Annotated in this window: 23 protein-coding genes; 9 read left to right on the plus strand and 14 right to left on the minus strand. The window is 72.4% G+C overall.

The window, feature by feature from the left end; genetic code table 11:
* Positions 1-178 precede the first annotated feature (178 nt).
* Positions 179-1507: a sensor histidine kinase gene (locus JW592_RS21085; protein WP_209266745.1), complete on the minus strand. Its 1329-nt coding sequence runs from the start codon at positions 1505-1507 to the stop codon at positions 179-181.
* 127 nt (positions 1508-1634) lie between these two features.
* On the opposite strand from JW592_RS21085, the gene JW592_RS21090 reads away from it, so the two are divergent.
* Together JW592_RS21090 and JW592_RS21095 are read left to right on the plus strand one after the other, a co-directional pair.
* A complete protein-coding gene (locus JW592_RS21090; protein WP_209266746.1) occupies positions 1635-1832 on the plus strand; it encodes a hypothetical protein in 198 nt (65 codons plus the stop codon).
* Positions 1829-2227, plus strand: coding sequence for a type II toxin-antitoxin system death-on-curing family toxin (locus JW592_RS21095; protein ID WP_209266747.1), 399 nt, complete (start codon positions 1829-1831; stop codon positions 2225-2227). The genes JW592_RS21090 and JW592_RS21095 overlap by 4 nt, the downstream gene beginning before the upstream one ends.
* A 33-nt stretch (positions 2228-2260) precedes the next feature.
* On the opposite strand, the gene JW592_RS21100 is transcribed toward JW592_RS21095, so the two are convergent.
* Positions 2261-2620 (minus strand): cupin domain-containing protein, encoded by a 360-nt coding sequence (locus tag JW592_RS21100; RefSeq protein WP_209266748.1) that lies wholly within the window; start codon positions 2618-2620, stop codon positions 2261-2263.
* A 180-nt stretch (positions 2621-2800) separates the two neighbouring features.
* Complete coding sequence (locus JW592_RS21105; protein WP_209266749.1) at positions 2801-3559, minus strand: phosphoglyceromutase; 759 nt, start codon at positions 3557-3559, stop codon at positions 2801-2803.
* Between the two features lie 146 nt (positions 3560-3705).
* Between JW592_RS21105 and JW592_RS21110 the strand changes: the two genes are divergently transcribed.
* Complete coding sequence (locus JW592_RS21110; protein ID WP_209266750.1) at positions 3706-5148, plus strand: MFS transporter; 1443 nt, start codon at positions 3706-3708, stop codon at positions 5146-5148.
* Here JW592_RS21110 and JW592_RS21115 read toward each other — a convergent pair.
* Both JW592_RS21115 and JW592_RS21120 read right to left on the minus strand, forming a co-directional pair.
* Positions 5110-7167 (minus strand): helix-turn-helix domain-containing protein, encoded by a 2058-nt coding sequence (locus JW592_RS21115; protein ID WP_209266751.1) that lies wholly within the window; start codon positions 7165-7167, stop codon positions 5110-5112. The genes JW592_RS21110 and JW592_RS21115 overlap by 39 nt on opposite strands.
* 10 nt (positions 7168-7177) lie before the next feature.
* A complete protein-coding gene (locus JW592_RS21120; RefSeq protein WP_209266752.1) occupies positions 7178-8002 on the minus strand; it encodes a 3-hydroxybutyrate dehydrogenase in 825 nt (274 codons plus the stop codon).
* 244 nt (positions 8003-8246) lie between these two features.
* Between JW592_RS21120 and JW592_RS21125 the strand changes: the two genes are divergently transcribed.
* Positions 8247-9266 (plus strand): extracellular catalytic domain type 1 short-chain-length polyhydroxyalkanoate depolymerase, encoded by a 1020-nt coding sequence (locus tag JW592_RS21125; RefSeq protein WP_209266753.1) that lies wholly within the window; start codon positions 8247-8249, stop codon positions 9264-9266.
* Between the two features lie 49 nt (positions 9267-9315).
* On the opposite strand, the gene JW592_RS21130 is transcribed toward JW592_RS21125, so the two are convergent.
* Complete coding sequence (locus tag JW592_RS21130) at positions 9316-10884, minus strand: oxidoreductase (protein ID WP_209266754.1); 1569 nt, start codon at positions 10882-10884, stop codon at positions 9316-9318.
* Positions 10885-11086: 202 nt separating this feature from the next.
* Between JW592_RS21130 and JW592_RS21135 the strand changes: the two genes are divergently transcribed.
* Entirely contained in the window at positions 11087-12391 is a 1305-nt protein-coding gene (locus JW592_RS21135) for an MDR family MFS transporter (protein ID WP_209266755.1), read from the plus strand.
* Between the two features lie 55 nt (positions 12392-12446).
* On the opposite strand, the gene JW592_RS21140 is transcribed toward JW592_RS21135, so the two are convergent.
* The 5 genes from JW592_RS21140 to JW592_RS21160 form a co-directional block, all read right to left on the minus strand.
* Entirely contained in the window at positions 12447-12923 is a 477-nt protein-coding gene (locus JW592_RS21140) for a hypothetical protein (RefSeq protein ID WP_209266756.1), read from the minus strand.
* Positions 12924-12935: 12 nt separating this feature from the next.
* A complete protein-coding gene (locus JW592_RS21145; protein WP_209266757.1) occupies positions 12936-13154 on the minus strand; it encodes a hypothetical protein in 219 nt (72 codons plus the stop codon).
* Positions 13155-13225: 71 nt separating this feature from the next.
* Entirely contained in the window at positions 13226-13513 is a 288-nt protein-coding gene (locus JW592_RS21150; protein ID WP_209266758.1) for a hypothetical protein, read from the minus strand.
* A 4-nt stretch (positions 13514-13517) separates the two neighbouring features.
* Positions 13518-14054 carry a hypothetical protein gene (locus tag JW592_RS21155; RefSeq protein WP_209266759.1) on the minus strand — a complete coding sequence of 179 codons (537 nt, stop codon included), beginning with the start codon at positions 14052-14054 and terminating at the stop codon, positions 13518-13520.
* Between the two features lie 225 nt (positions 14055-14279).
* Entirely contained in the window at positions 14280-14735 is a 456-nt protein-coding gene (locus JW592_RS21160) for a hypothetical protein (protein WP_209266760.1), read from the minus strand.
* 155 nt (positions 14736-14890) lie between these two features.
* Between JW592_RS21160 and JW592_RS21165 the strand changes: the two genes are divergently transcribed.
* Genes JW592_RS21165 through JW592_RS21175 form a run of 3 tightly spaced genes read left to right on the plus strand, consistent with a single transcriptional unit; the run spans position 14891 to position 15866 of the window.
* Positions 14891-15316, plus strand: a complete 426-nt coding sequence (locus JW592_RS21165) for a phage holin family protein (protein ID WP_209266761.1) — start codon at positions 14891-14893, stop codon at positions 15314-15316.
* Complete coding sequence (locus JW592_RS21170; protein WP_209266762.1) at positions 15313-15603, plus strand: DUF3618 domain-containing protein; 291 nt, start codon at positions 15313-15315, stop codon at positions 15601-15603. Before JW592_RS21165 ends, JW592_RS21170 begins: the two co-directional genes overlap by 4 nt.
* Positions 15600-15866, plus strand: a complete 267-nt coding sequence (locus JW592_RS21175; protein ID WP_209266763.1) for a DUF4235 domain-containing protein — start codon at positions 15600-15602, stop codon at positions 15864-15866. The genes JW592_RS21170 and JW592_RS21175 overlap by 4 nt, the downstream gene beginning before the upstream one ends.
* A 134-nt stretch (positions 15867-16000) precedes the next feature.
* On the opposite strand, the gene JW592_RS21180 is transcribed toward JW592_RS21175, so the two are convergent.
* A complete protein-coding gene (locus JW592_RS21180) occupies positions 16001-16519 on the minus strand; it encodes a type III secretion system chaperone family protein (protein WP_209266764.1) in 519 nt (172 codons plus the stop codon).
* A complete protein-coding gene (gene mshA / locus JW592_RS21185; RefSeq protein WP_209266765.1) occupies positions 16512-17879 on the minus strand; it encodes a D-inositol-3-phosphate glycosyltransferase in 1368 nt (455 codons plus the stop codon). Before mshA ends, JW592_RS21180 begins: the two co-directional genes overlap by 8 nt.
* A 196-nt stretch (positions 17880-18075) precedes the next feature.
* Between mshA and JW592_RS21190 the strand changes: the two genes are divergently transcribed.
* Positions 18076-18918, plus strand: a complete 843-nt coding sequence (locus JW592_RS21190; RefSeq protein WP_209266766.1) for a class I SAM-dependent methyltransferase — start codon at positions 18076-18078, stop codon at positions 18916-18918.
* Positions 18919-19000: 82 nt separating this feature from the next.
* On the opposite strand, the gene JW592_RS21195 is transcribed toward JW592_RS21190, so the two are convergent.
* Complete coding sequence (locus tag JW592_RS21195) at positions 19001-20260, minus strand: CHAD domain-containing protein (RefSeq protein ID WP_209266767.1); 1260 nt, start codon at positions 20258-20260, stop codon at positions 19001-19003.
* Positions 20261-20283 lie beyond the last annotated feature (23 nt).

Genomic DNA, 20283 nt, shown 5'->3' on the forward strand with positions numbered 1-20283 from the left:
GCTGCCAGTCGGGCGGCCCCTGCAGTTGCGGGGGCTCCTGCGGCTGAGCCCCCGCGGGGCCCTGACCGGTTCGACGGGTCAGGGCCCCGCCTCATGGGCGGGGCAGTCGTTCAAGAGCACCCTCTTCCCGGAATCCCGCTTCCCGGGATCACGCTTCCCGGAATCACGCTTCCCGGAGTCACGGGAGAGGCCAGGGCAGTCGCACGAGCAGCGTGAACCTGCCGTCCTCCGGGCCGTAGGCCAGGGTGCCGCCCTCGATCTCCAGCCGCTCCCGCAGCCCCGTCAGCCCCGCACCGGCGCCCGGGATGGGCGTGCCCGTCTCAGCTGCCGTCCGGTGCCCGGTCGGCAGCGGATTGCTGACCCGTACCGTCAGCTCCTCGCCCACGGCGCCCGTGACCCGCACCTCCACCGGCTGCCCAGGCGCGTGCTTGCGCGCGTTGGTGAGCCCCTCCTGGACCGCACGGTAGGCGGTGCGCTGCAGCTGGGGGCGGAGCGGATAGCCGCCCTCGCCGTCGGTGGGCTCGGGCAGCTCCTGGTCGAAGCGGACGGTCTGGCCAGCGGCGCGCGCCTCGTCGACCAGCTCACCCAACCGCGTCAGATCCGGCTGCGGCCGTGCGCCGTCCGGCTCTCCCGGCACCCCGGTACCGCCGAGGGGCGCCGCTTCCTCCTCCTCGTCCTCGCGCAATACATGCAGCACATCGCGCAGCTCCTCCAGCGCCTGGTGCGCGTTGTCGCGGATGACGGTGGCGCTCTCGGCGATCTCCGAGTCGTCCAGCGCCGCGCCCTCGCCCGCCGCCGTGCGCTGGGTGCGGTAGGCGAGCGCGCCCGCGTGCACGGACAGCAGCGAGACCCGGTGCGCCAGCACGTCGTGCATCTCGCGCGCGATCGCCCGCCGCTCCGCCCTGCGGACATCGGCCAGCCGCCGCTCGTGGTCCGCCTGGGCGCGCACCGCGTCCTCCCGCAGCTTGAGCACCAGCTGCCGCCGGGCCCGGGTCGCGCTGCCCCAGGTGAAGAAGAGCAGGTAGAAGACCAGTACGAAGGCGGCGATCGTCCAGCGCTCGTCGTGCGGGACCCCGTAGAAGAGCACGTACGGCAGCGTGGCCGCCAGGTGCAGCAGCAGCACCAGCGCTGCCGTACGCGGCGGGATGCGCAGCGCCAGGTTGAAGATGATGACGGCGAGCGCGCCGATGACGGTGTCCGTCAGCGCCGCCGCCGGTACCGCCGCCAGCGCCACGCCCAGCGGCCAGCGCCGCCGCAGCCACAGCGACAGACAGGCGAGGGCGCCCAGCGGCGGATCGAGGGCCACCAGCCAGCCGGGCAGATACGGCTTCGCCTCGGCCTGCTGGAACAGCGCCGCCCAGCACAGCACCGCGAAGACGAACAGCAGGACGTCCACGACCCAGTCCCGCGCGCTGCGCTGCACCCGGCCCCCGCGCGGGGGCAGACCGGCGGTCAGCTCCCCTGGAAGCAGCCGCCGGGCCAGCGCGGAGGTGGGATGAGTGGTCATGCTCCGAGCGTATGCGGCGCCACGGGCAGCGCCTCCCGGAGTCTCGGCCGCCCGCCACCGCCGTGCCGGTGGCCTGATACGCTGGTACCAGATCAGGTACCAAGGCGCCGGTGAGGAGGAAGCTCTCATGCCTGCTTTGAACGTGGTGTTCAGCGACGAGGAAATGGCCGAGGTGCGCGAGGCCGCGAACCGCGAGGGTGTCAGCGTGAAGGCCCTCGCGCATGACACCGTTCTCAGCGAGCTGCGCCGGAGGAAGGTGCGGGCCGCTGCTCTGCGTACGGCTCGGATCTCGGCCGGCCTCAACGAACGCCTCGCCACCAAGTGAGTCGGAGCGCATCATGCACGTATCTCGACGAGGAGGATGTCCTCTCCATCGCCGAGATCACCCTCGGTAGCCGACCCGGCATCCGGGAGTGGGGCCTGTTGGCCTCCGCCGTTCAGCGCCCCCGCTCCAGCGCCTTCGGTGAGGACGCCTACCCCGGCGTGTACGAGAAGGCCGCCGCACTCCTCCACTCCATCGCCGGCAACCACAGTCTGGTCGACGGCAACAAGCGCACGGGGTGGGCTGCAGCCATGGTCTTCCTCGACCTGAATGGTCTCCCGCTCAGGGAACCGCTGGACGAGGACAAGGCGGAAGCCTTTGTCCTGGACGTCGCCCAGAGCCGCCTCGAGATCCACGAGATCGCCGACGTCCTGGCGTCCTTCGTCGAGCCTGCCTGACCAGCCGCGGACAGGAGGGCCCCGGCGCGGGCCTCAGCGCTTGGCGTAGCCCTCGTGACTTCCCCAGTCGATCATGACGCAGGGTTCCGGGCCGACCACCCAGGCGTCGTGGCCCGGCTGGACTTCGACGATGTCGCCGGGGCCGATCTCGTCCTCCTCGCCGTCGTCCATGACGATCTTCATTCGGCCGGAGACGATGTAACCGGTGTGTGCCGCCTGGCAGCTCTCGGTCTGGGCCATCGGCTTGACGTGCTTGGACCACTGCCAGCCGGGCTGGAAGGTGGCCCTGCCCAGTTCCCCGCCCAGATTGATGACCTCCATCTGCCCGGTGCCCCCTTCGAAGGGCCGGACTTCATCGGGTGAGGCGAAGCTCTTGTGCACGAGTCCAGCCATCGGAACACTCCCTGCTTCTCGTCGGCCGTGCGTTCCCCCATCGTCCGGCCGGCGCGCGGTGATCGCATCCGGGGACGGTCCGGGGCGGCCCGGGGACGGCCCACAGCCGGCCCACAGACAGAGCGAAGCCCCCTACTCGCGGGAAAGCCGCAGGTAGGGGGCTCACAGCGTGCTCTCGTGTTACTTCTTGCCCTGGTTCTTGACGGCCTCGATGGCGGCGTTGGCCGCGTCCGGGTCGAGGTAGGTGCCGCCCTTCTTCACCGGGTGGAAGTCGGCGTCCAGGTCGTAGGAGAGCGGGATGCCGGTGGGGATGTTCAGACCGGCGATGTCCTCGTCGGAGATCCCGTCCAGGTGCTTGACCAGGGCGCGCAGCGAGTTGCCGTGCGCGGCGACCAGGACGGTGTGGCCCGCAATCAGGTCGGGGATGATGCCGTCGAACCAGTACGGCAGCATCCGCTCGACGACGTCCTTGAGGCACTCGGTGCGGGGTCGCAGCTCGCTGGGGACGCCCGCGTAGCGGGGGTCGTCGCTCTGCGAGAACTCGGCGCCGTCCTCCAGGACCGGCGGCGGGGTGTCGTAGGAGCGGCGCCAGAGCATGAACTGCTCCTCGCCGAACTCGTCACGGATCTGTGCCTTGTCCTTGCCCTGCAGCGCCCCGTAGTGGCGCTCGTTCAGCCGCCAGGAGCGGCGTACGGGAATCCACAGGCGGTCCGCGGACTCCAGTGCGAGCTGCGCGGTGCGGATGGCGCGCTTCTGCACGGAGGTGTGCAGTACGTCGGGGAGCAGGCCGGCGTCCTTGAGCAGCTCGCCGCCGCGGACCGCCTCCTTCTCGCCCTTCTCGGTGAGGTTGACGTCCACCCAGCCGGTGAACAGGTTCTTGGCGTTCCACTCGCTCTCGCCATGGCGGAGCAGGATCAGCTTGTACGGTGCGTCGGCCATACCTGAGAGCCTAGCCGCCCCTCGGCGGACGCAGGCCCCGGGCCGGGTCCCGGGGCGGAGGTGGGGTTCGGCCGCACAGTCGGGCGGCGAAGTGTGGGGTGCCACCACATGGGGGGCCGGAGCGGGTTTCCCTAGCGTTCGGCGGCATGGTCTCCGCTTCTTCGTCCCCAGAGCCGCCCCGCGGGGCGCCCAGCTCGCCGCCGGGCGCGCCCGCTGCAGGTGCCGGTTCGCTGCGCCGTATCGTCGCCGCCAGCCTGGTCGGTACCACCATCGAGTGGTACGACTTCTTCCTCTACGGCTCGGCGGCCGCGCTCGTCTTCAACAAGCTGTTCTTCCCCGACTCCGATCCCCTGGTCGGCACGCTGCTGGCCTTCCTCACCTACGCGGTCGGCTTCGCGGCCCGCCCGGTCGGCGCGCTGGTCTTCGGCCACTACGGCGACCGCGTCGGCCGGAAGAAGCTGCTGGTCATCAGCTTGCTGATGATGGGCGGCGCCACGTTCGCCATCGGGCTGCTGCCCACCCACGCGACGGTGGGCGCCTTCGCTCCCGTCCTGCTGACGACACTGCGGCTGGTGCAGGGGTTCGCGCTGGGCGGCGAGTGGGGCGGCGCGGTGCTGCTGGTCTCCGAGCACGGGGACCCGCGGCGGCGTGGCTTCTGGGCCTCCTGGCCGCAGACCGGGGCGCCCGCTGGCCAGCTGCTGGCAACAGGCGTGCTGGCGGCGCTGACTGCGCTGCTGTCGGACGGCGCGTTCGAGAGCTGGGGCTGGCGGGTGCCGTTCCTGCTCTCCGGGCTGCTGGTGGTGGTCGGCCTGTGGGTGCGGCTGGCCGTGGACGAGTCGCCGGTCTTCAAGGAGGCCCGCGCCCGCGCCGAGGCACGCAAGGGCCGGGGCAGCGCTGCGGAGGAGCTGCCGCTGCTCGCCGTGCTGCGGCACCACTGGCGTGACGTGCTGGTGGCGATGGGTGCCCGGATGGCGGAGAACATCAGTTTCTACGTGCTGACGGCGTTCCTGCTGGTCTACCTCACCGACCACCTGGACCTGTCCAAGCAGACCGGGCTGAACGCGGTGCTGATCGCCTCGGCGGTGCACTTCACTGTCATCCCGGCCTGGGGCGCCCTCTCCGACCGGCTGGGGCGGCGTCCCGTCTACCTGATCGGGGCCGTGGGCGTCGGCGCGTGGATCTTCCCGTTCTTCGCGCTGCTGGACTCCGGGGACTTCGGGCTGATCACGCTGGCGGTGACGGTCGGACTGGTGCTGCACGGGGCGATGTACGCGCCGCAGGCGGCGTTCTTCTCGGAGCTGTTCGCCACCCGTATGCGGTACTCGGGAGCCTCGATCGGGGCGCAGTTCTCGTCGGTCGCGGCCGGTGCGCCCGCGCCGATGATCGCCACGGCGCTGCTGGCGGAGTACGACGGGTCGGCGATGGTGTCGGTGTATGTGATCGCGGCAGCGCTGCTCACCGTGGTGGCGCTGGCCTGTGCGAGCGAGACGCGGGAGCGGGACCTGGCGACGGTGGGCGAGCCCGCAGCCCGCCTGGGTGATGCGGCACCCTCACCCGCCGAGAGCTCCCGTCAGCCGGTGGAGCCGTAGCGCGAGCTGGATCTCCAGCGCGCGGTGCGGTGCCTGCCAGTCGTCGCCCAGCAGCCGGGCCACCCGCTCGAGCCGCTGGGCGACGGTGTTGACGTGGACGTGCAGCGCGTCCTTGGCCCGTACGGGGCTCATACCGCTGGCGAAGTACGCGTCCAGCGTCGCCACCAGCTCGGTGCCGCGCCGCTCGTCGTAGTCGAGCGCGGGGCCCAGGGTGCGGCGTACGAAGCCGGTGACGTCCCGGCTGTCGGTGAGCAGCAGCCCGAGGAAGCCCAGGTCTCCGGCTGCCGCGCCCTCGCCGCGTCGGCCCAGCAGGGTGAGCGCCTCCAGACAGCGGCGGGCCTCCGGATAGGCCACTGCGACGGACCCGGGGTGGGCGGCAGGGGGCGGTACGGGCGCGGACGCGCCGACGGTGACGGGTCCGCCGACGGCGCGGCCCAGCTCGGCGGCGACCTGGCGGGCCGCGTACGAGACCGCGCCCTCGCCGTCGTCCGCCGTGCTCTCCAGGGGCAGCAGCAGGACGGGGCCGCCGTCGCGGGTCGCGGCCAGGCCGTGCCGGGTTGCTGCCAGGTGGGTCGCCGCCGACCACAGGCGCTGCCGGTCGGCCTCGTCAGGGGGCGCCTCGGCCGGTCCTCGCGAGGCGTCGAGGCGGGCGGCCAGCACGGTGTGCGGTACGTCCAGGTCCGCGCCCACCCGCGCCGCACGGTCGTGCAGCAGGTGGGGATCGCGGTGTGCGGCGTCCAGCAGATCGTCCAGCAGTTCGCCGCGTACCCGCTGTTCGGCCTCGCCCGCCGAGCGGCGGGCGAGCTGCAGCAGCGAGGTCACCATCGCGGCGCGCTCCAGGGTGCGCTGGTCCACCGGGTCGAGCTCCGGGTGCCCGTGCAGCAGCAGCGCGCCCAGCAGTTCGCCGCCCGCGGTGACGGCGGCCACCCACGCGTCGCCCTGGCGTACGGCGTGTCCGTCGCGGCGTGAGCGCTCCACGGCGGACGCCAGGGCGGCATCCGCCGTCTCCGCGCCGGGGTTGGTATTGGCTTCGGGCCGCCCGGCCCGCTCCCCGGGCCCGGCCGGCGCACCGTACCCGACCCGTTCCCCGTACCCGACCCGCTCCCCGTACCCGACCCGCTCCCCGTACCCGACCCGCTCGGTGAACTCGACCCGGTGGCCGAGCACTTCCGTCAGCACCCGGGTGACCTCGTCCACGCCGCCGCCGCGCAGCACCAGTTCGGTCAGTCGGTCGTGGACGTCGGAGGCGCGGCGGATAGTCTCGTTGACCGCGCGGAGCCCGGCCAGCGCCTGGGTGGTCTCGGTCAGCAGCCGGGTGTTGTCGAGGGCCACGGCGGCGTGGGCGGCGAACGAACGCAGCAGAGCGATCTGTTCGGGTTCGAAGACGCGCTCGCGCCGGTCGGCGGCGTACAGCACGCCGATGACCTCGCGCCCGCCGAGCAGCAGCGGCACCCCGAGGATGGCGATCAGCCCTTCCTCGCCGACGCCCCGGTCGATGGTGTCGGTGTGCTGGAAGCGGGCGTCGCGGGGGTAGTCCTGGGTCGCGTAGGGGCGCGCGGTCTGCGCCACGAGCCCGCCCAGCCCCTCCCCCATGCCCAGTCGCAGCTGCTGGAAGCGGGCCGAGACGGAGCCCTCGGTGACCCGCATATAGGTGTCGCCGCGCTCGGGGTCGTTGAGGGTCATATAGGCGACCTCGGTGCCCAGCAGGCGGCGGGCCCGCTGCACGATCGCCTGGAGGACGTCGTCCAGGTCGCGCAGCCCAGCCAGGTCGTGCACCGTCTCGAACAGCGCTGTCAGCTCGGCCTCCCGGCGCCGCCTGGCCTCCAGTTCGGCGCGGATGCGCAGGGCGAGCTGTTTGCCGCGCTCGGCGGAGCGGCCCGTTCCCGCGGACGGCTGCGGAGCGTCGTACGCCTCGGCCGGGGCGCCCCTGGTCAGCAGTTCGAGGTAGCCGAGGCAGGCGGTCTCGGCCTCGGTGCCGCTGTCCGGGGGCTCAGGGCTGGTGTCGGTGGTGCTGTGCATGGCCACAGGGTCAGTGAGCTGTCCATGCGCCGTCGAGAGGCAGAGCGGAACCGGTGACGAAAGCCGCGGCGGGAGTGCACAGATAGGCGACCGCCTCGGCCACCTCCGCCGGCTCGATCAGCCGCTTGAGTGCCGAGTCCGCCAGCATGATGTCGGTGACGACCCGCTCGGCCGGGATGCCGTGCGCCTCCGCCTGGTCCGCGATCTGCCGCTCCACCAGTGGGGTGCGCACATACGCGGGGTTGACGCAGTTGCAGGTCACCCCGTGCTCGGCTGCCTCCAGCGCCGTCGTCTTGGACAGCCCCTCCAGCCCGTGCTTGGCCGCCACGTACGCCGATTTGTACGCGGAGGCCCGCAGCCCGTGCACGGAGGAGATGTGGACGATACGGCCCCGGCCCCGCGCGTACATCCCGGGCAGCGCGCCCCGCGTGGTGCGGAACGGCGCCTCCAGCATGAGGGTCAGCATCCGGCGGAACACCTCGGGCGGGAACTTCTCGATCGGGCGCACGAGCTGGGTACCGGCCGCGTTGACGAGCACATCGACACCGTCCGCCGCGCGCTCGGCCGCGTCCAGCCCCGCCGGGGCCGTCAGATCGAGGGGGTGGATCTCCACGGGCTCCGCGCCCACGGGTGACCGGGCCACCTCCTGTGCCAGCGACTTGAGCCCCTCCGGGTCCAGGTCCACCGCGCGGAGCCGCGCCCCCGCAGCGGCCAGCCGCAGCGCGCAGGCCCGCCCGATGCCGCCGGCCGCGCCGGTGACCAGGGCTGTGCGGCCGGTGAGGTCCAGGGCGACGGATGAGGGCTCTGCGGGGGTGGACCCGGGGCGAGGCGTCATGGCGGCAGCCTAGGCGTGGGTGCCGGTCGGCCGGATGTGGCGCCCGCCCGCACTTCGCGGAGGCCGTATGTGCCGGGCGCACACCCGGGTCGGTGCGGCATCGGCTATGTGGCTCTCCCACAGGGGCGCTGTCCCGCAGCTGGCGGGCGCACACGTTCGCACCGCCGTGGCCCGCGCTCTACGTTGCCGCTCATCGGGCCGCCCGTGCCCGAATCCCCCACGAGCACCACGGAAGGAACCCCTCATGCGAACCTCCGTGCGCACCTCGGCAGCGCTGCTTGCCGCGCTCACCCTCGCGGCGTTGGGCGCCTCGAACACGTCCGCAGCCGCCGACGCCGATGCCGACACCGAAGGGCAGCAGCGCATCAGCACCACCACTACCGCCGCCGCCCTCGAAAAGGTCACCGGCTTCGGCTCCAACCCCGGCAACCTGTCCATGTACCGCTACACACCCGACGGACTCGGCGCCGGGCGCCCCGTGGTCGTCGTACTGCACGGCTGCACCCAGAACGCGGCCGCCTACTTCGACGGCGCCGGCTGGAAGCGGGCCGCCGACGAGCACGGTTTCACCGTCGTCGCGCCACAGCAGGAGACGGCCAACAACGCCAACCGGTGCTTCAACTGGTTCCAGTCCTCCGACACCGGGCGGGGCAGCGGCGAGGCGTTGTCCGTCCGGCAGATGGTGGACCGCACGGTCGAGGACCTGGACGCGGACTCCTCCCGGGTGTACGTCACCGGGCTGTCGGCCGGCGGCGGGATGACCTCCGCGCTGCTCGCCGCCTACCCCGACACCTTCGCGGGCGGCGGTGTCGTCGCTGGGCTGCCGCATGGCTGTGCGACCTCCCTGATCGGCGCCTTCACCTGCATGAACCCGGGCGTCAACAAGACCCCTCGGCAGTGGGGCGAACTGGTGCGCGCCGCGTACCCTGGATACACCGGCCCCCGCCCGAAGGTCTCGGTCTGGCACGGCACGGCCGACTACACCGTCGCACCGCGCAACGCCACCGAGTCCGTCGAGCAGTGGACCGACGTCCTGGGCGCGGACCAGACCGCGGACGCCACCCACCAACTGCCCGGCGGCACCACCCGGTCCGACTACCAGGACGGTACCGGCCAGGTCGTCGTGCGCCGTTACCTGGTGTCCGACATGGGCCACGGGACGCCGGTCAAGCCGAGCGAGGGCTGCGGGCAGGCGGGCGCCTACTTCCTGGACACGGTCTGCTCGACGGACCACCTGCTGCGGGACTGGAAGCTGACCGGCTGATCCGTCGGTCGGTCCGGCCCTCAGTCCGGCCGTCGGTCCGGCCCGGCCCTCAGTTCCGGCGCAGGATGACGGCCGCGGCCCCCGCGGTCACGATCGTGGCCAGCAGCCAGCCGAGGATGACCAGGACGAGGGCTATCCACTGCGAGAGGCCCGTCGTCCGCCAGGCCGCCTCCTGCCCGAGGTCGAGCACGGGAAGCAGCAGATCGAGCGTATAGATGAACGGCTCCCACTGCGGTGCCTCGTCGGGCTTGAGGGCGGGCGGCGGGTTCTTCGCGAACCACATCGAGCCTGCCGTCAGCAGCAGGGTGAGCCACAGCACGGCGCGGCCGGGGCGGTAGCCGTAGCCCAGGGCGAGGTCCTGGATGTAGTCCCATACGCGCAGCGGCAGCGGAAGCATCCCCCGGCGCCGCCGGAGCTTGGCGAGGAGGACGGTGTGCGCGTCGGCCTCCTCGCCACCGGCCTGGAGACATGCGGCGAGACGGTCGTACGGCTCCGGCGCGAACTCCGGGGTGGCCGCGTGCACCCACTCCAGCCGGCGGGTCAGCGGAAAGGGGCCCCTGGGCACCAGGGTCTCGTAGGTGAAGCCGCGCAACTGCAACCGGCCGGCCCCCGGCCAGCTCTCGGCCTTGTCGCTCAGGTGGCTCACGACGGCGTCCTGCAGCACGACCCTCCCCCTCTCCGGGGGCTCCGGGGTGAACGTCAACTGCGTGGCCTGCACCCCGCGCAGCGAGAACTCCTGCTCGTCCGTCATCTCCAGCCGGGCCCGCTCCAGGTCCACGGTTCCCCCGAAGGTCGAGCTGTCGAGGTGCACGTCCCCTTGGAGAACGGCGGGCCGCAACCGGGCGAGACGGGTCGTGGAGCCGGAGCCGGTGTCCGGGAGCGCCGCGAAGGGTGTCAGCAGGAAGTTCTCCTCGACGGTGAGCCTGGACGCCGTGAGCACCGACCTTCCTCCCGGGTGGCTCAGCCGGCAGCCGCGCAGGGACACCGTGCCGCCCACCCGGGCACCCCGCAGTGACAACTCGCCGCTGGACTCCAGCAGATCGGCGTTCACGTCCTGACCGACATTCAGCCCGTCGGCGTCCAGCGCCTTCTCATGCCGGTCGCCGCCCAACTGGAGGCCCTCCAGGCTGAGGTCCGTTCCGATGTTGGCCTGTGCGAGGGCCATGCCACGGGTCAACTCGCTCCTGGTCAGCCGCAGATCGCCCTCGACGGTGAGGCGCGTCGCTTCCACTCGCGGCGCCCAGCAGCGGTTCAGGATCACCAGGCCCGCACGACAGTCGACGAGCAGCAACGGTGACTCCAGTCGGCAATCCTGGAGCTCGACGGGGACGGTGATCTCCGAGTTGGACAGGTTGAGTTGACCGGTGATGTAACAGCCCCGGAGCTTCAGCGCGGGGGCCCTGCCGGGCAGTGGAGGCGGTCCGTCGAGCAGCACCTGCGCCACGATCCGGGCGCGTACGGTGCGTTCGGTGCCCCAGGAGGCAGCGCCGAACGGGTCGTCGAGCGAGGCGTCCCCCGTACGGAGGTCGTAGGTGCTGCCGTTCCGGTACGCCTGCCACAGCCCCCATTCCGCCGCTGTCAGGTCCTCCGGCGGTTCCCCGTTGTCACGTTCGGCCACCCCGCTGCCCTCCCCGTCCCGTCCCGTCCCGCTGCGACGGCAGTTTTCCAGATGGCCGTTTATCAAAGGGCCGCCGCCAGCGGTCGATTGACGGGAGCAGTCAATTCGCTGGCGGCTCCACAACCGCCCCGGGTAACGTGCACTTCGGTGAAGCGCCACTTACATCCAGACGGGGTGTGCGGGTTCTCAAGGGGGAGCGGCCATGGGCTCAGGTGTCTCGTCCGGCAAACTCGGGCAGGCCGTGGCCAGGAGCGTCGGCGGCCTCCCCCGCCAGTTCTGGTGGCTGTGGATCGGCACCCTCGTCAACCGGCTCGGAGCCTTCGTCGCAACGTTCCTCGCGCTGTATCTGACGGTCGAGCGCGGCTACTCGGCCTCGTACGCGGGCCTCGTCGGCGCCCTCTACGGCCTCGGCGGGGTCGTCTCCTCCATCGGCGCCGGCGTGCTGACCGACCGCATCGGACGGCGGCCGACGCTGCTGGTCGCCCAGGTGTCGACGGCCGTTTCGGTCGCCTCGCTCAGCCTGGTCACCCACCCGGTGGCGATCGCGGCCGTCGCGGGGCTCGTCGGCATGGCCACCAACGCCTCACGGCCCGCCGTGCAGGCGATGATGGCCGACATCGTCCGCCCCGAGGACCGGGTGCGGGCCTTCTCCCTCAACTACTGGGCGATCAACCTCGGTTTCGCCGTCTCCTCCACCAGCGCGGGATTCATCGCCCAGTACAGCTACCACCTGCTGTTCTTCGGCGAAGCCGCGATGGTGCTGGCCACCGCCCTGATCACCTTCTGGAAGCTGTCGGAGTCCAGGCCGCAGTCCGCAGCGCCCGAACCGGGACTCCGGCCCTCCGGCGGCGAGGCCGACATCTCCATGTGGAAGGTGCTGCGGGACACCCGCTTCATGGTCGTCGTCGCCCTCAACCTGCTGCTCGCCACCCTCATCCAGCAGGCATTCGTCTCCCTCCCCATCGCCATGGGCCAACAGGGCCTGACCAGCACCGACTTCGGTACCGTCATCGCCGTCAACGGCGTGCTGATCGTGCTGCTCCAGCTCCCCCTCACCCGCTTCATCGAACACCGCGACCCCGCCAAACTGCTGATCGTCTCGGCCCTGCTGACGGGCTACGGGTTCGGGCTGAACGCGTTCGCCGGCGGATCGGCGGCCTTCTACGCGGTCGCCGTGGTGGTCTGGACGCTGGGCGAGATGATCAACTCCCCCACCCAGATGGGCCTGGTCGTCCGCCTCTCCCCCACCCACGGCCGCGGCCGCTACCAGGGCATGTACACCCTCTCCTGGTCCGTCGCCAACCTCGGCGCCCCTCTGCTCGGCGGCATCGTCATCGACCGCTTCGGCTCCACCGCCCTCTGGGCTGCCAGCGCGGCAGTGGGCACCCTCGCAGCCCTGGGCTACGCCCTGCTGCTGCGCACCATGCGGAACGACGCAGCGGAAGAGCTCGCCGCTGGGCGTCCGCAACCCATGTCTCCCGCACCTGATCGGGAGCCGACGGGCTGAGTGCGGCGGGCCGGAGGGGCGCTGCGAGAGCTCGCCGGGACGGGGCATTCGCCGTTCAATCGCGTTCAGCGCCATCCGGCCACACAACCGTGACGGGTGTTCCGTTCCGCTGCGCATAGGCGACGACATCAGCCGTTCCGCCGAAGCCCCGGGCCGGCTGCCGGTCCCACACGGCGACCAGGTGATCGGCAAGGCCGACAAGGATCTCGCTCCCGGCCATGTGTGCCTTCTCATCGGACGTGGTGAGCCCCGTCTCGTGGATGTCGCTCGCCTGGCGCAGCAACCGGTCGTACGTGTCGTGGTGCCAGTAGGGCAACCCCTCGCGGTACTCCCGCGCAGGCACCACGGCTTCGAACCTGCCACCGCGCTCCAGGACCGCCTCGGCGAACCAGGCATCAGGCCCATCGGCCAAACAGGAGATGCCAACCAGTTCATCACTCGCGTACTGCTGCACTCGGTCCCGCAGTTCGGCTCGCACGAGCCGCTCCGTCCGCTCACGCAACCCGCGGTGTCCGGTGATTCCCACACGCATCAGTACCCCACCTCACAGGTAGACGCCGTACAACCTGTCATCGAAGTCCCGGACCACTCGCGGCAGGGACGAGGAGCTGAAGGAACGACGCAAAGCGCGCGCCCGCTCGATGATCCGGCCCGAGCGGTACCGTACGCCGGTCTCGACGGCCTGCGCGCCGGCCCGGCCCTCCTCTTCGGCGCCCCCGCGTGGGGGGCGTTCGTACGCCGCGTCAAGGCGTAGGAGCAGCACCAGGAGGACGGTTGCAGCACAAGGCCGGGGCCCCTGGGTGGGGCCCCGGCCGATGGGGTGGGTGTGGCTGACTAGGCTCGTTCGATTTGGGCCTCGTGCAGCGGGCCCACCCGGATGTCGGAGTCCGCGGCGGCCTCCCGCAGCAGGCGCACCGCCTCGTCAAGGGCCTGGCCGGGGGTGGCTGCGGGGAGGGTGAAATTGGCCCCCACCGTCTCGGCGTCGCCCTTGTCGGTGACGGTCAGTTGCGGGAGGGCCGCCACGTCCTGCGCCGCGAACCACTGGGCGAGGTGCGCGGCCAGGACGTCAGGGTCGAGCCCCGCGTGCGGGGCTTCGAGCTCCACTCGGACTTCCCAGTTCATGTGCTCACTTTCCCGGGGTGTTCACCTTGACGGCCTTGGAGGACGCCGTCCCCTTGGTGCCGGGGAACGGAGAAGTGATCTGCACGGTGATCTTCCCCTTGTAGGTGCCGTCGAGGTTCACCTTCTTGCCGCTGGGCCTCGGGGTGTAGTAGGTCGAGACCTTCCCGTTCGTCGCCTTGACCTTCGTCTCCTTGGACCCCGCGACGGCGTGCCACTTGGAGCCGCTCTTGCGGTACAGCTTCCCGGTCACCTTCACGTGCACCGTGGCGATGTTCCCCGTGCAGGCCACGCGGGTCTTGAAGATGACGGACCTGGCCCCCCTCGACCAGTGCGGGTTGTTGACCTGCGCTGTGCAGCTCGCCCAGCGAGTGGCGGCGAGGCCCATGTCCGAGCCCTGCTGGTCGCCCGCCGTGGCCCGGGTGGAACCGGACGCCCCCGCGCCGGTGTGCTGCGCCGCGTAACCGGAGGTGGCCCCTCCCGTCACGAGTGCCGCGCTGATGAGCGCGACGGCCGCCATACGGCGCGATGTGTTGGTCCCCATCGAAACATTCCCCCGTTCGATCGGTGGTACCTGACGCTGAGTGACGCTACCGCAACGCATCGGTGCGGCGCACCGGAAAACGCCGGTTCTCACGTACTTATGACGTGCCCAAGACGCCCTGGAGACAATGGAGTTGGGGGTTCCGTCCGCCCGGAAGGGGGTGGGCGGGAGGCCGGAGGTGGTAGCGCCTCGCCGGGGCCACGGCTCGAGCGTCGGGGCCCCGCGTCAGGCGGTGATCCCGCCCAGGAGCTGTTCGGTCAGCAGGAGCAGCAGGAGGACGCCCAGACCGATGGCGCCCGCGCGGGCACCCCGGCGGGAGGTGAAGAGGGCGATCAGGGAGCCGAGAGTCACCAACGGGACCGCGTAGGAGGCGACGGCGAGCAAGGCGCCCCCGAACCGCAGGGGGCCGCGGACGCCGTCCTGGCAGTCGGTGCAGGAGATGGCCAGCAGGGGACCGAACACGTAGACGAAGGCGCCGAAGAGCAGCACCAAGCCCGCCAGGCAGATCAAGCCCAGCCACTCGGCGGACGAGCGCCGGTGCTCGGCGGATGAGCGCCGGTGCTCGGCGGACGTGCGCCGGTGCTCGGGGGTCGGGTCGCTCCCCTCCTCCGAGACGCCAGGGCCGTCCAGGTTCTCACTGGTCAGGGGCTCAGAGGGCGGTTCGGGGCGGGTGGTGTCCATGGCAGGGAAGCTACGGACCGTACTCCGCCCAGGCCATCCGTACTCGTACTCATCCAGGGACGCGGTCGCATAAGCCGACAGGGCCGGGGTACCGACGGGGACCGGGTGACCCACAAGAGACGGCGTACAGACGTACCAGTCGAATGGAGTCGGCCATGACCACGACACATGAGGCCCCGCCTCGCAGGGAGGCGGCCCATGACGAGTCGGTGAGCCACCTGGTGCAGCAGGCGTCGGGGCAGCTCTCCCAGCTCGTACGGCAGGAGCTGCGCCTGGCACAGATCGAGATGCAGCAGAAGGGCAAGCGCTTCGGCATCGGCGGCGGCATGTTCGGCGGCGCCGGGCTGATGGGCTTCATCGCTCTTCAGGCGCTCGCCGCCACGGCCGTCGTGGCGCTGGACATCGTCCTGCCGCTGTGGCTGTCGGCCCTGGTGGTGACCGGTGTACTGGCCGTGGTGGCGGGTGCGCTGGCCGCGCTCGGCAAGAGCCAGATCGGCAGGGCCACTCCACCCACACCGGAGCGGACCGTCGAGAGCCTGAAGGCCGATATGGCCGTGGTGAAGGAGAGGTCGCACCGATGACGCACAGCACCCACACCAACGGCCACGGGCCCGCGCCGGGCCCGGAGGAGCTTCGGGCCCAGGTGGAGGAGACTCGCCGGGAGCTCGGCGAGACCGTCGAGGCGCTGGCGGCGCGCGCCGACCTCAAGGCGCAGGGACGGCAGAAGGCCGCCGAGCTGAGGAACAGGGCGCAGCACGCGGTGGAGACGACGCGCGGCAATCCGGCCGCCGCAGCCGTGCCTGCTGCCGCGGGCTGCGCGCTGCTCGTGGTGATCCTCTTCCTCGCGCGGCACAGGAGGCATGGATGAACGCGGTCAAGATCGCCTACAAGCCCGTCGGCATGCTGCTGGGCGCTGGGGGCGGCGCGTTGGCCGGCTCGGTGTTCAAGAAGGTGTGGAGGGCCACCGGGCACGGCGAGGAGGCGCCCGACGCGACTGATCGGGAGCACGGCTGGCGGGAGATTCTGCTGGCCGCGACCTTGCAGGGGGCGATCTTCGCCGCGGTGAAGGCTGCGGTTGACCGTGGTGGGGCCACCACGGTCCATCGGTTGACGGGTACCTGGCCCAGTTGACCGGTGTGGGGGCTGCTGGGGAGGGGGTGTCCCGCGCTGCCGTCCGCAGGCTGCGGATGTGTTGTGGTTCCCTCGCGCCCACGCGGCGGAGCCGCGCATGAGCACAGCCCCGCGCCCGTCGCGGGGCGCGTTCCTTACGGGGCGCGCTTCTCCGTCAGGTGGGTGAAGGCGTCCAGGTTACGGGTGGACTCGCCGCGCGAGGTGCGCCAGGCGTACTCCTTGCGGATGGCGGTGGCGAAGCCCATCTCCAGCAGGGTGTTGAAGGAGCCGTCGGCGTTCTCCAGGACGCTGCCCAGCAGCCGGTCGACCTCTTCCGGGGTGACGGCGGCCAGGGGAAGGCGTCCCACCAGGTAGATGTCCCCGTGCTGGTCGGCGGCGTAGGCGACGCCGTACAGCTTCGTGTTGCGCTCCAACAGCCAGCGGTGCACGGCGGCGTGGTTCTCGTCCGGGTTGCGGACGACAAAGGCGTTCACGGAGAGGGAGTGGGCTCCGACTGCGAGGGAGCAGGTGGTCTGCAGTTTGCGGGTCCCCGGGAGCGTGACGACGTATGTGCCGTCCGCCGGGCTCTCCCACTCCAGCTCGGCGTCCCTCAGTGCCTGCTCGATCGCCGCCCGCGCCGCGCCGGCAGCGTCCTCAGCGTCTACGTCACCCATGCGGCGATCGTAGGCGACGGCGCCGTTCCTGCAACGCGGCGGCGTACACGTCGGCGGTGGAGTGTGCCGCGGCGTCCCAGCCGAAGCCCTGGGCGTGCCGGGCCGCCGCGCTGCCCAGCCGCTGGGGCAGTCCCGGGTCGGCGGCGAAGCGGCGCAGCGCGCGGGCGTACTCGGCGGGGTCGTGCCCGGCGACCAGGTAGCCGCTGGTGCCGTCCCGTACGGCCACGGGCAGCCCGCCCACGGCGGCGGCCACCACCGGGGTGCCACATGCCTGTGCCTCGACGGCGACCAGCCCGAAGGACTCGCTGTAGGACGGCATGACCAGCACGGAGGCGGCCCGGTACCAGTCGGCGAGCTGGTCCTGGCCGACCGGGGGCCGGAAGAGGACGAGGTCGGCTATGCCGAGCCTGGCGGCGAGTTTCTGCAGCCGCTCCGGCTTGGCCAGGCCGCTGCCGCTGGGCCCGCCCACCACCGGGACGACCATCCGGTGGCGCAGCGAGGGGTCCTCGTCGACCAGCAGCGCTACGGCGCGCAGCAGCACGTCGGGGGCCTTCAGCGGCTGGATGCGGCCGGCGAACAGCGGGATGAGCGCGTCCTGGGGCAGACCGAGGCGGGCGCGGGCCGCGGCCCGGCCGTCACCCGGCCGGAAGCGGCCGAGGTTGACGCCGGGGTGGACGACGGCGGTCCGGTCGGCGGGTGCCTCGTAGTGGTGGACGAGCTCGCCCGCCTCCTCCGCCGTGTTGGCGATCAGCCGGTCGGCGGCGCGCACGATCTGCTGCTCGCCGATGACGCGGGCCGCCGGCTCGGGTGTGTCCCCGGCGGCGAGCGCGGCGTTCTTGACCTTGGCCATGGTGTGCATGGCGTGCACCAGCGGGACGCCCCAGCGCTGTGCGGCGAGCCAGCCGACGTGCCCGGAGAGCCAGTAGTGGGAGTGCACCAGGTCGTAGTAGCCGGGCCGGTGCCCGGCCCACACCTGCATCACCCCGTGGGTGAAGGCGCACAGCTGCGCGGGCAGCTCCTCCTTGGACAGGCCCTCGTAGGGCCCTGCGTCGATGTGCCGTACGAGGACGCCGGGGGCCAGCTCGACGGTGGGTTCGAGAGCGCCGGTGGTGGCCCGGGTGAAGATCTCCACCTCGGTGCCCTGCGCGGCCAGCTGCCGCGCCAGTTCGACGATGTAGACGTTCATGCCGCCCGCGTCGCCCGTGCCCGGCTGGTGGAGCGGGGAGGTGTGCACGCTGAGCATCGCGACCCGGCGTACCCGGCGGGGTCCCGACAGGCGCAGCAACGGGGTCCTGGGCTGGTACGGCAGCGCGGAGCGGCCGCCGCGCCGCTGACCGAGCCGGGACACGTGGTGGCTCACGGTTCCGATGCCTCCTCCGTTGCGGACGGTGCGGTCCGGGACACGGTGCGAATACGGGACCTGCGGTGCGGGGCCGCGGTGCGCGTGGCCCTCGACGGGGAACAGCGGAAAGGTTGCCTCGTCTTCCCGATTCGCCCAGCACTTTGCCGAACTGTGACAATCCGATTACCCGCGCCCTGCTCGTATCCTCGGCTCCATGCCGTCGTCCCTGCCGTCGTGTCCGCCGCGTATCCCCGCACCGCGTGTCCCCGCACCGTCACGCCCGGTCGGAACGGTCACGCGCGGTACGACGAACCCCAACCGGCTGCGGCGGATGGACCGCTGGATCGCCGCCGCGCTCGGCCCGGCGCTCCGCCGCTCCCCCACCCCGCCGGCCGCCGTCGACCTCGGCTACGGCGCGGCCCCCTGGACCGCCGTCGAACTGCTGGAGAGGCTGGGCAAGGTGCGCGCGGACGCGCGGGTGTACGGCGTCGAGATAGACCCGGAACGGGTGGCGGCGGCCCGCCCCTACGAGCGCACCGGACTCACGTTCGTACGCGGCGGCTTCGAGCTGCCGGTGGGCGGGGGCCGGGGGCTGACGCTGATACGCGCCGCGAATGTGCTGCGCCAGTATCCGGAGCCCGAGGTCGGGCCCGCTTGGCAGCAGCTGTGTTCCCGGCTGGCGCCGGAAGGGCTGCTGGTCGAGGGCACCTGCGACGAGATCGGACGCCGCCATGTGTGGGTGGCGCTCGGCCCCGAAGGGCCCAGAACGGTCACCTTCGCGGCCCGGCTCGCCACCCTGGCCGCGCCCTCCGACCTGGCCGAGCGGTTGCCGAAGGCGCTCATACACCGGAATGTGCCCGGCGAGCCGGTGCACGCGTTTCTCAGGGATTTCGACCGGGCGTGGGCGACGGCCGCCCCTTATGGCGCCCTCAGCGCCAGGCAGCGGTGGATACGGGCCGTGCGCGCGCTGTCAGCTGACTGGCCGCTGGCTGATGGGCCGCGTCGCTGGCGTCAGGGTGAGGTGACGGTGCGGTGGCCTGCGGTGGCACCCCGGTGATAGGCCCTCTGCGCTTGGGCAGTCTGCGCCAGGGGCGCAGGGTGGGCAAGCGCAGCCCCCATGCGGGGTACCCGTGCGCCGACTAGGTCCAATGGTGGCCGAAGGTGAAGCGGGCGGCTTCGACCTCGTGCCGCTGGTCGGCGTGGAGCACGCCGAGGGCGTAAGCCGTGGCGGGAGCAATCCGCGGAGTCGCGGCGGCCGATGCGGCAGCCGCTGCCGCCGCTGCGGCCTCGTGGTGCCGCTCCAGCGCCTCACCCGCGGGGCGGAGCCGCGGGTCGGGCTCGGCGTGCGGGCCCAGCACGTCCTGGGCACAGCGGTGCAGCCGCAACAGCACCCGCACCTGGTCCCAGGCCGCGTCCTGCCTGGCCTCGCTGGCCAGCGACCGGGCGAGCGCGTCGGCGTTGTACGGGGCTCCGGCGCGGGAGAGGGGCAGCGCGGCGACGGCCTCGGTGAGCTGGCGGCGCGCCTGTTCGGCCAGTGGCGGGAGTACGGCCCCGGCGGGCCGACCCGCACCCTCACCGCCTGGGCGGAACGGCGCCTCGGAGGCGAGCAGAGCCACCGCGTCGGCGACGGCGTGGAAGCGCGCTGAGCCCAGCGCCTGGAGCGCCGCCGAGTGTGCGCGGGTTCGGGAGAGCGTCAGCCGGCGTTCCAGTAGGGCACCGGCGCGCGCCGCGCCCACCGGGAGGGCGCCCCGCTCGCGCGTGGCCGCCCCGCCGCTCCGGCCCCCGGCCGCCTGGCGGGCGCCGCTGGGCGCGGGGACGGGCGAGCCCACGGCGCGGGTCCCGGTCTCGGGGCCCTCGCGGCCGCTGCCCGCGCCGCTGGCCAGCCGGTGCAGAGCGCTCAGCAGCCGCTCCAGCCGGGCCGCGTAGGCGTACTCGCGGGCCAGCGCGCCGGCCAGCCAGCTCAGTTCGGTGCGCAGGTTGTCGGCCCAGGCCGGGTCGAGCAGCGAACGGTAGGTGACCAGCGCCCCGTTCAGCCGACGGGCGGCGCAGCGCAGGGTCTCGACGGAGGATGCGGCGCGGGCGGGGTCCGCCGTGCCGGCTGCGCCGCCCTGGCCGCCCCCCGCGGTCGTTCCGCCGGGGGCACCCGTGCTCTGCGCGTGGGCGCGCAGGCCGCGCAGGAACTCGGCGGCACGCTCGTGCAGATAGCCGCCCAGCACCTCGGCGGCCGAGCCGGTGAGCGCCCCGGCGGGCGCGTCCGTCGCCGTCCCGGCGGGCGCGTCGGTCACCGTGCCCGGGGGCGGTTGCGTCGCCGTACCCCCTGCCGTGCCCGTGCCGGCGGGCTGCGCGGGCTCCCCCGTGCCGCGCCCCGGACCGACCACCGCGTCCCGGCTCCGTCCCATCACGTCCCCTTCCACGCACCGCG

Source organism: Streptomyces spirodelae (genome assembly GCF_017676385.1).
Classification (GTDB): Bacteria; Actinomycetota; Actinomycetes; order Streptomycetales; family Streptomycetaceae; genus Streptomyces; species Streptomyces spirodelae.

Coding starts and splice junctions, on each gene's coding strand:
- JW592_RS21085 (WP_209266745.1), bottom strand. CDS start 1,507: ATGACCACTCATCCCACCTCCGCGCTGGCCCGGCGGCTGCTTCCAGGG.
- JW592_RS21090 (WP_209266746.1), top strand. CDS start 1,635: ATGCCTGCTTTGAACGTGGTGTTCAGCGACGAGGAAATGGCCGAGGTG.
- JW592_RS21100 (WP_209266748.1), bottom strand. CDS start 2,620: ATGGCTGGACTCGTGCACAAGAGCTTCGCCTCACCCGATGAAGTCCGG.
- JW592_RS21105 (WP_209266749.1), bottom strand. CDS start 3,559: ATGGCCGACGCACCGTACAAGCTGATCCTGCTCCGCCATGGCGAGAGC.
- JW592_RS21110 (WP_209266750.1), top strand. CDS start 3,706: ATGGTCTCCGCTTCTTCGTCCCCAGAGCCGCCCCGCGGGGCGCCCAGC.
- JW592_RS21115 (WP_209266751.1), bottom strand. CDS start 7,167: ATGCACAGCACCACCGACACCAGCCCTGAGCCCCCGGACAGCGGCACC.
- JW592_RS21120 (WP_209266752.1), bottom strand. CDS start 8,002: ATGACGCCTCGCCCCGGGTCCACCCCCGCAGAGCCCTCATCCGTCGCC.
- JW592_RS21125 (WP_209266753.1), top strand. CDS start 8,247: ATGCGAACCTCCGTGCGCACCTCGGCAGCGCTGCTTGCCGCGCTCACC.
- JW592_RS21135 (WP_209266755.1), top strand. CDS start 11,087: ATGGGCTCAGGTGTCTCGTCCGGCAAACTCGGGCAGGCCGTGGCCAGG.
- JW592_RS21140 (WP_209266756.1), bottom strand. CDS start 12,923: ATGCGTGTGGGAATCACCGGACACCGCGGGTTGCGTGAGCGGACGGAG.
- JW592_RS21150 (WP_209266758.1), bottom strand. CDS start 13,513: ATGAACTGGGAAGTCCGAGTGGAGCTCGAAGCCCCGCACGCGGGGCTC.
- JW592_RS21155 (WP_209266759.1), bottom strand. CDS start 14,054: ATGGGGACCAACACATCGCGCCGTATGGCGGCCGTCGCGCTCATCAGC.
- JW592_RS21160 (WP_209266760.1), bottom strand. CDS start 14,735: ATGGACACCACCCGCCCCGAACCGCCCTCTGAGCCCCTGACCAGTGAG.
- JW592_RS21165 (WP_209266761.1), top strand. CDS start 14,891: ATGACCACGACACATGAGGCCCCGCCTCGCAGGGAGGCGGCCCATGAC.
- JW592_RS21170 (WP_209266762.1), top strand. CDS start 15,313: ATGACGCACAGCACCCACACCAACGGCCACGGGCCCGCGCCGGGCCCG.
- JW592_RS21175 (WP_209266763.1), top strand. CDS start 15,600: ATGAACGCGGTCAAGATCGCCTACAAGCCCGTCGGCATGCTGCTGGGC.
- JW592_RS21180 (WP_209266764.1), bottom strand. CDS start 16,519: ATGGGTGACGTAGACGCTGAGGACGCTGCCGGCGCGGCGCGGGCGGCG.
- JW592_RS21190 (WP_209266766.1), top strand. CDS start 18,076: ATGCCGTCGTCCCTGCCGTCGTGTCCGCCGCGTATCCCCGCACCGCGT.
- JW592_RS21195 (WP_209266767.1), bottom strand. CDS start 20,260: ATGGGACGGAGCCGGGACGCGGTGGTCGGTCCGGGGCGCGGCACGGGG.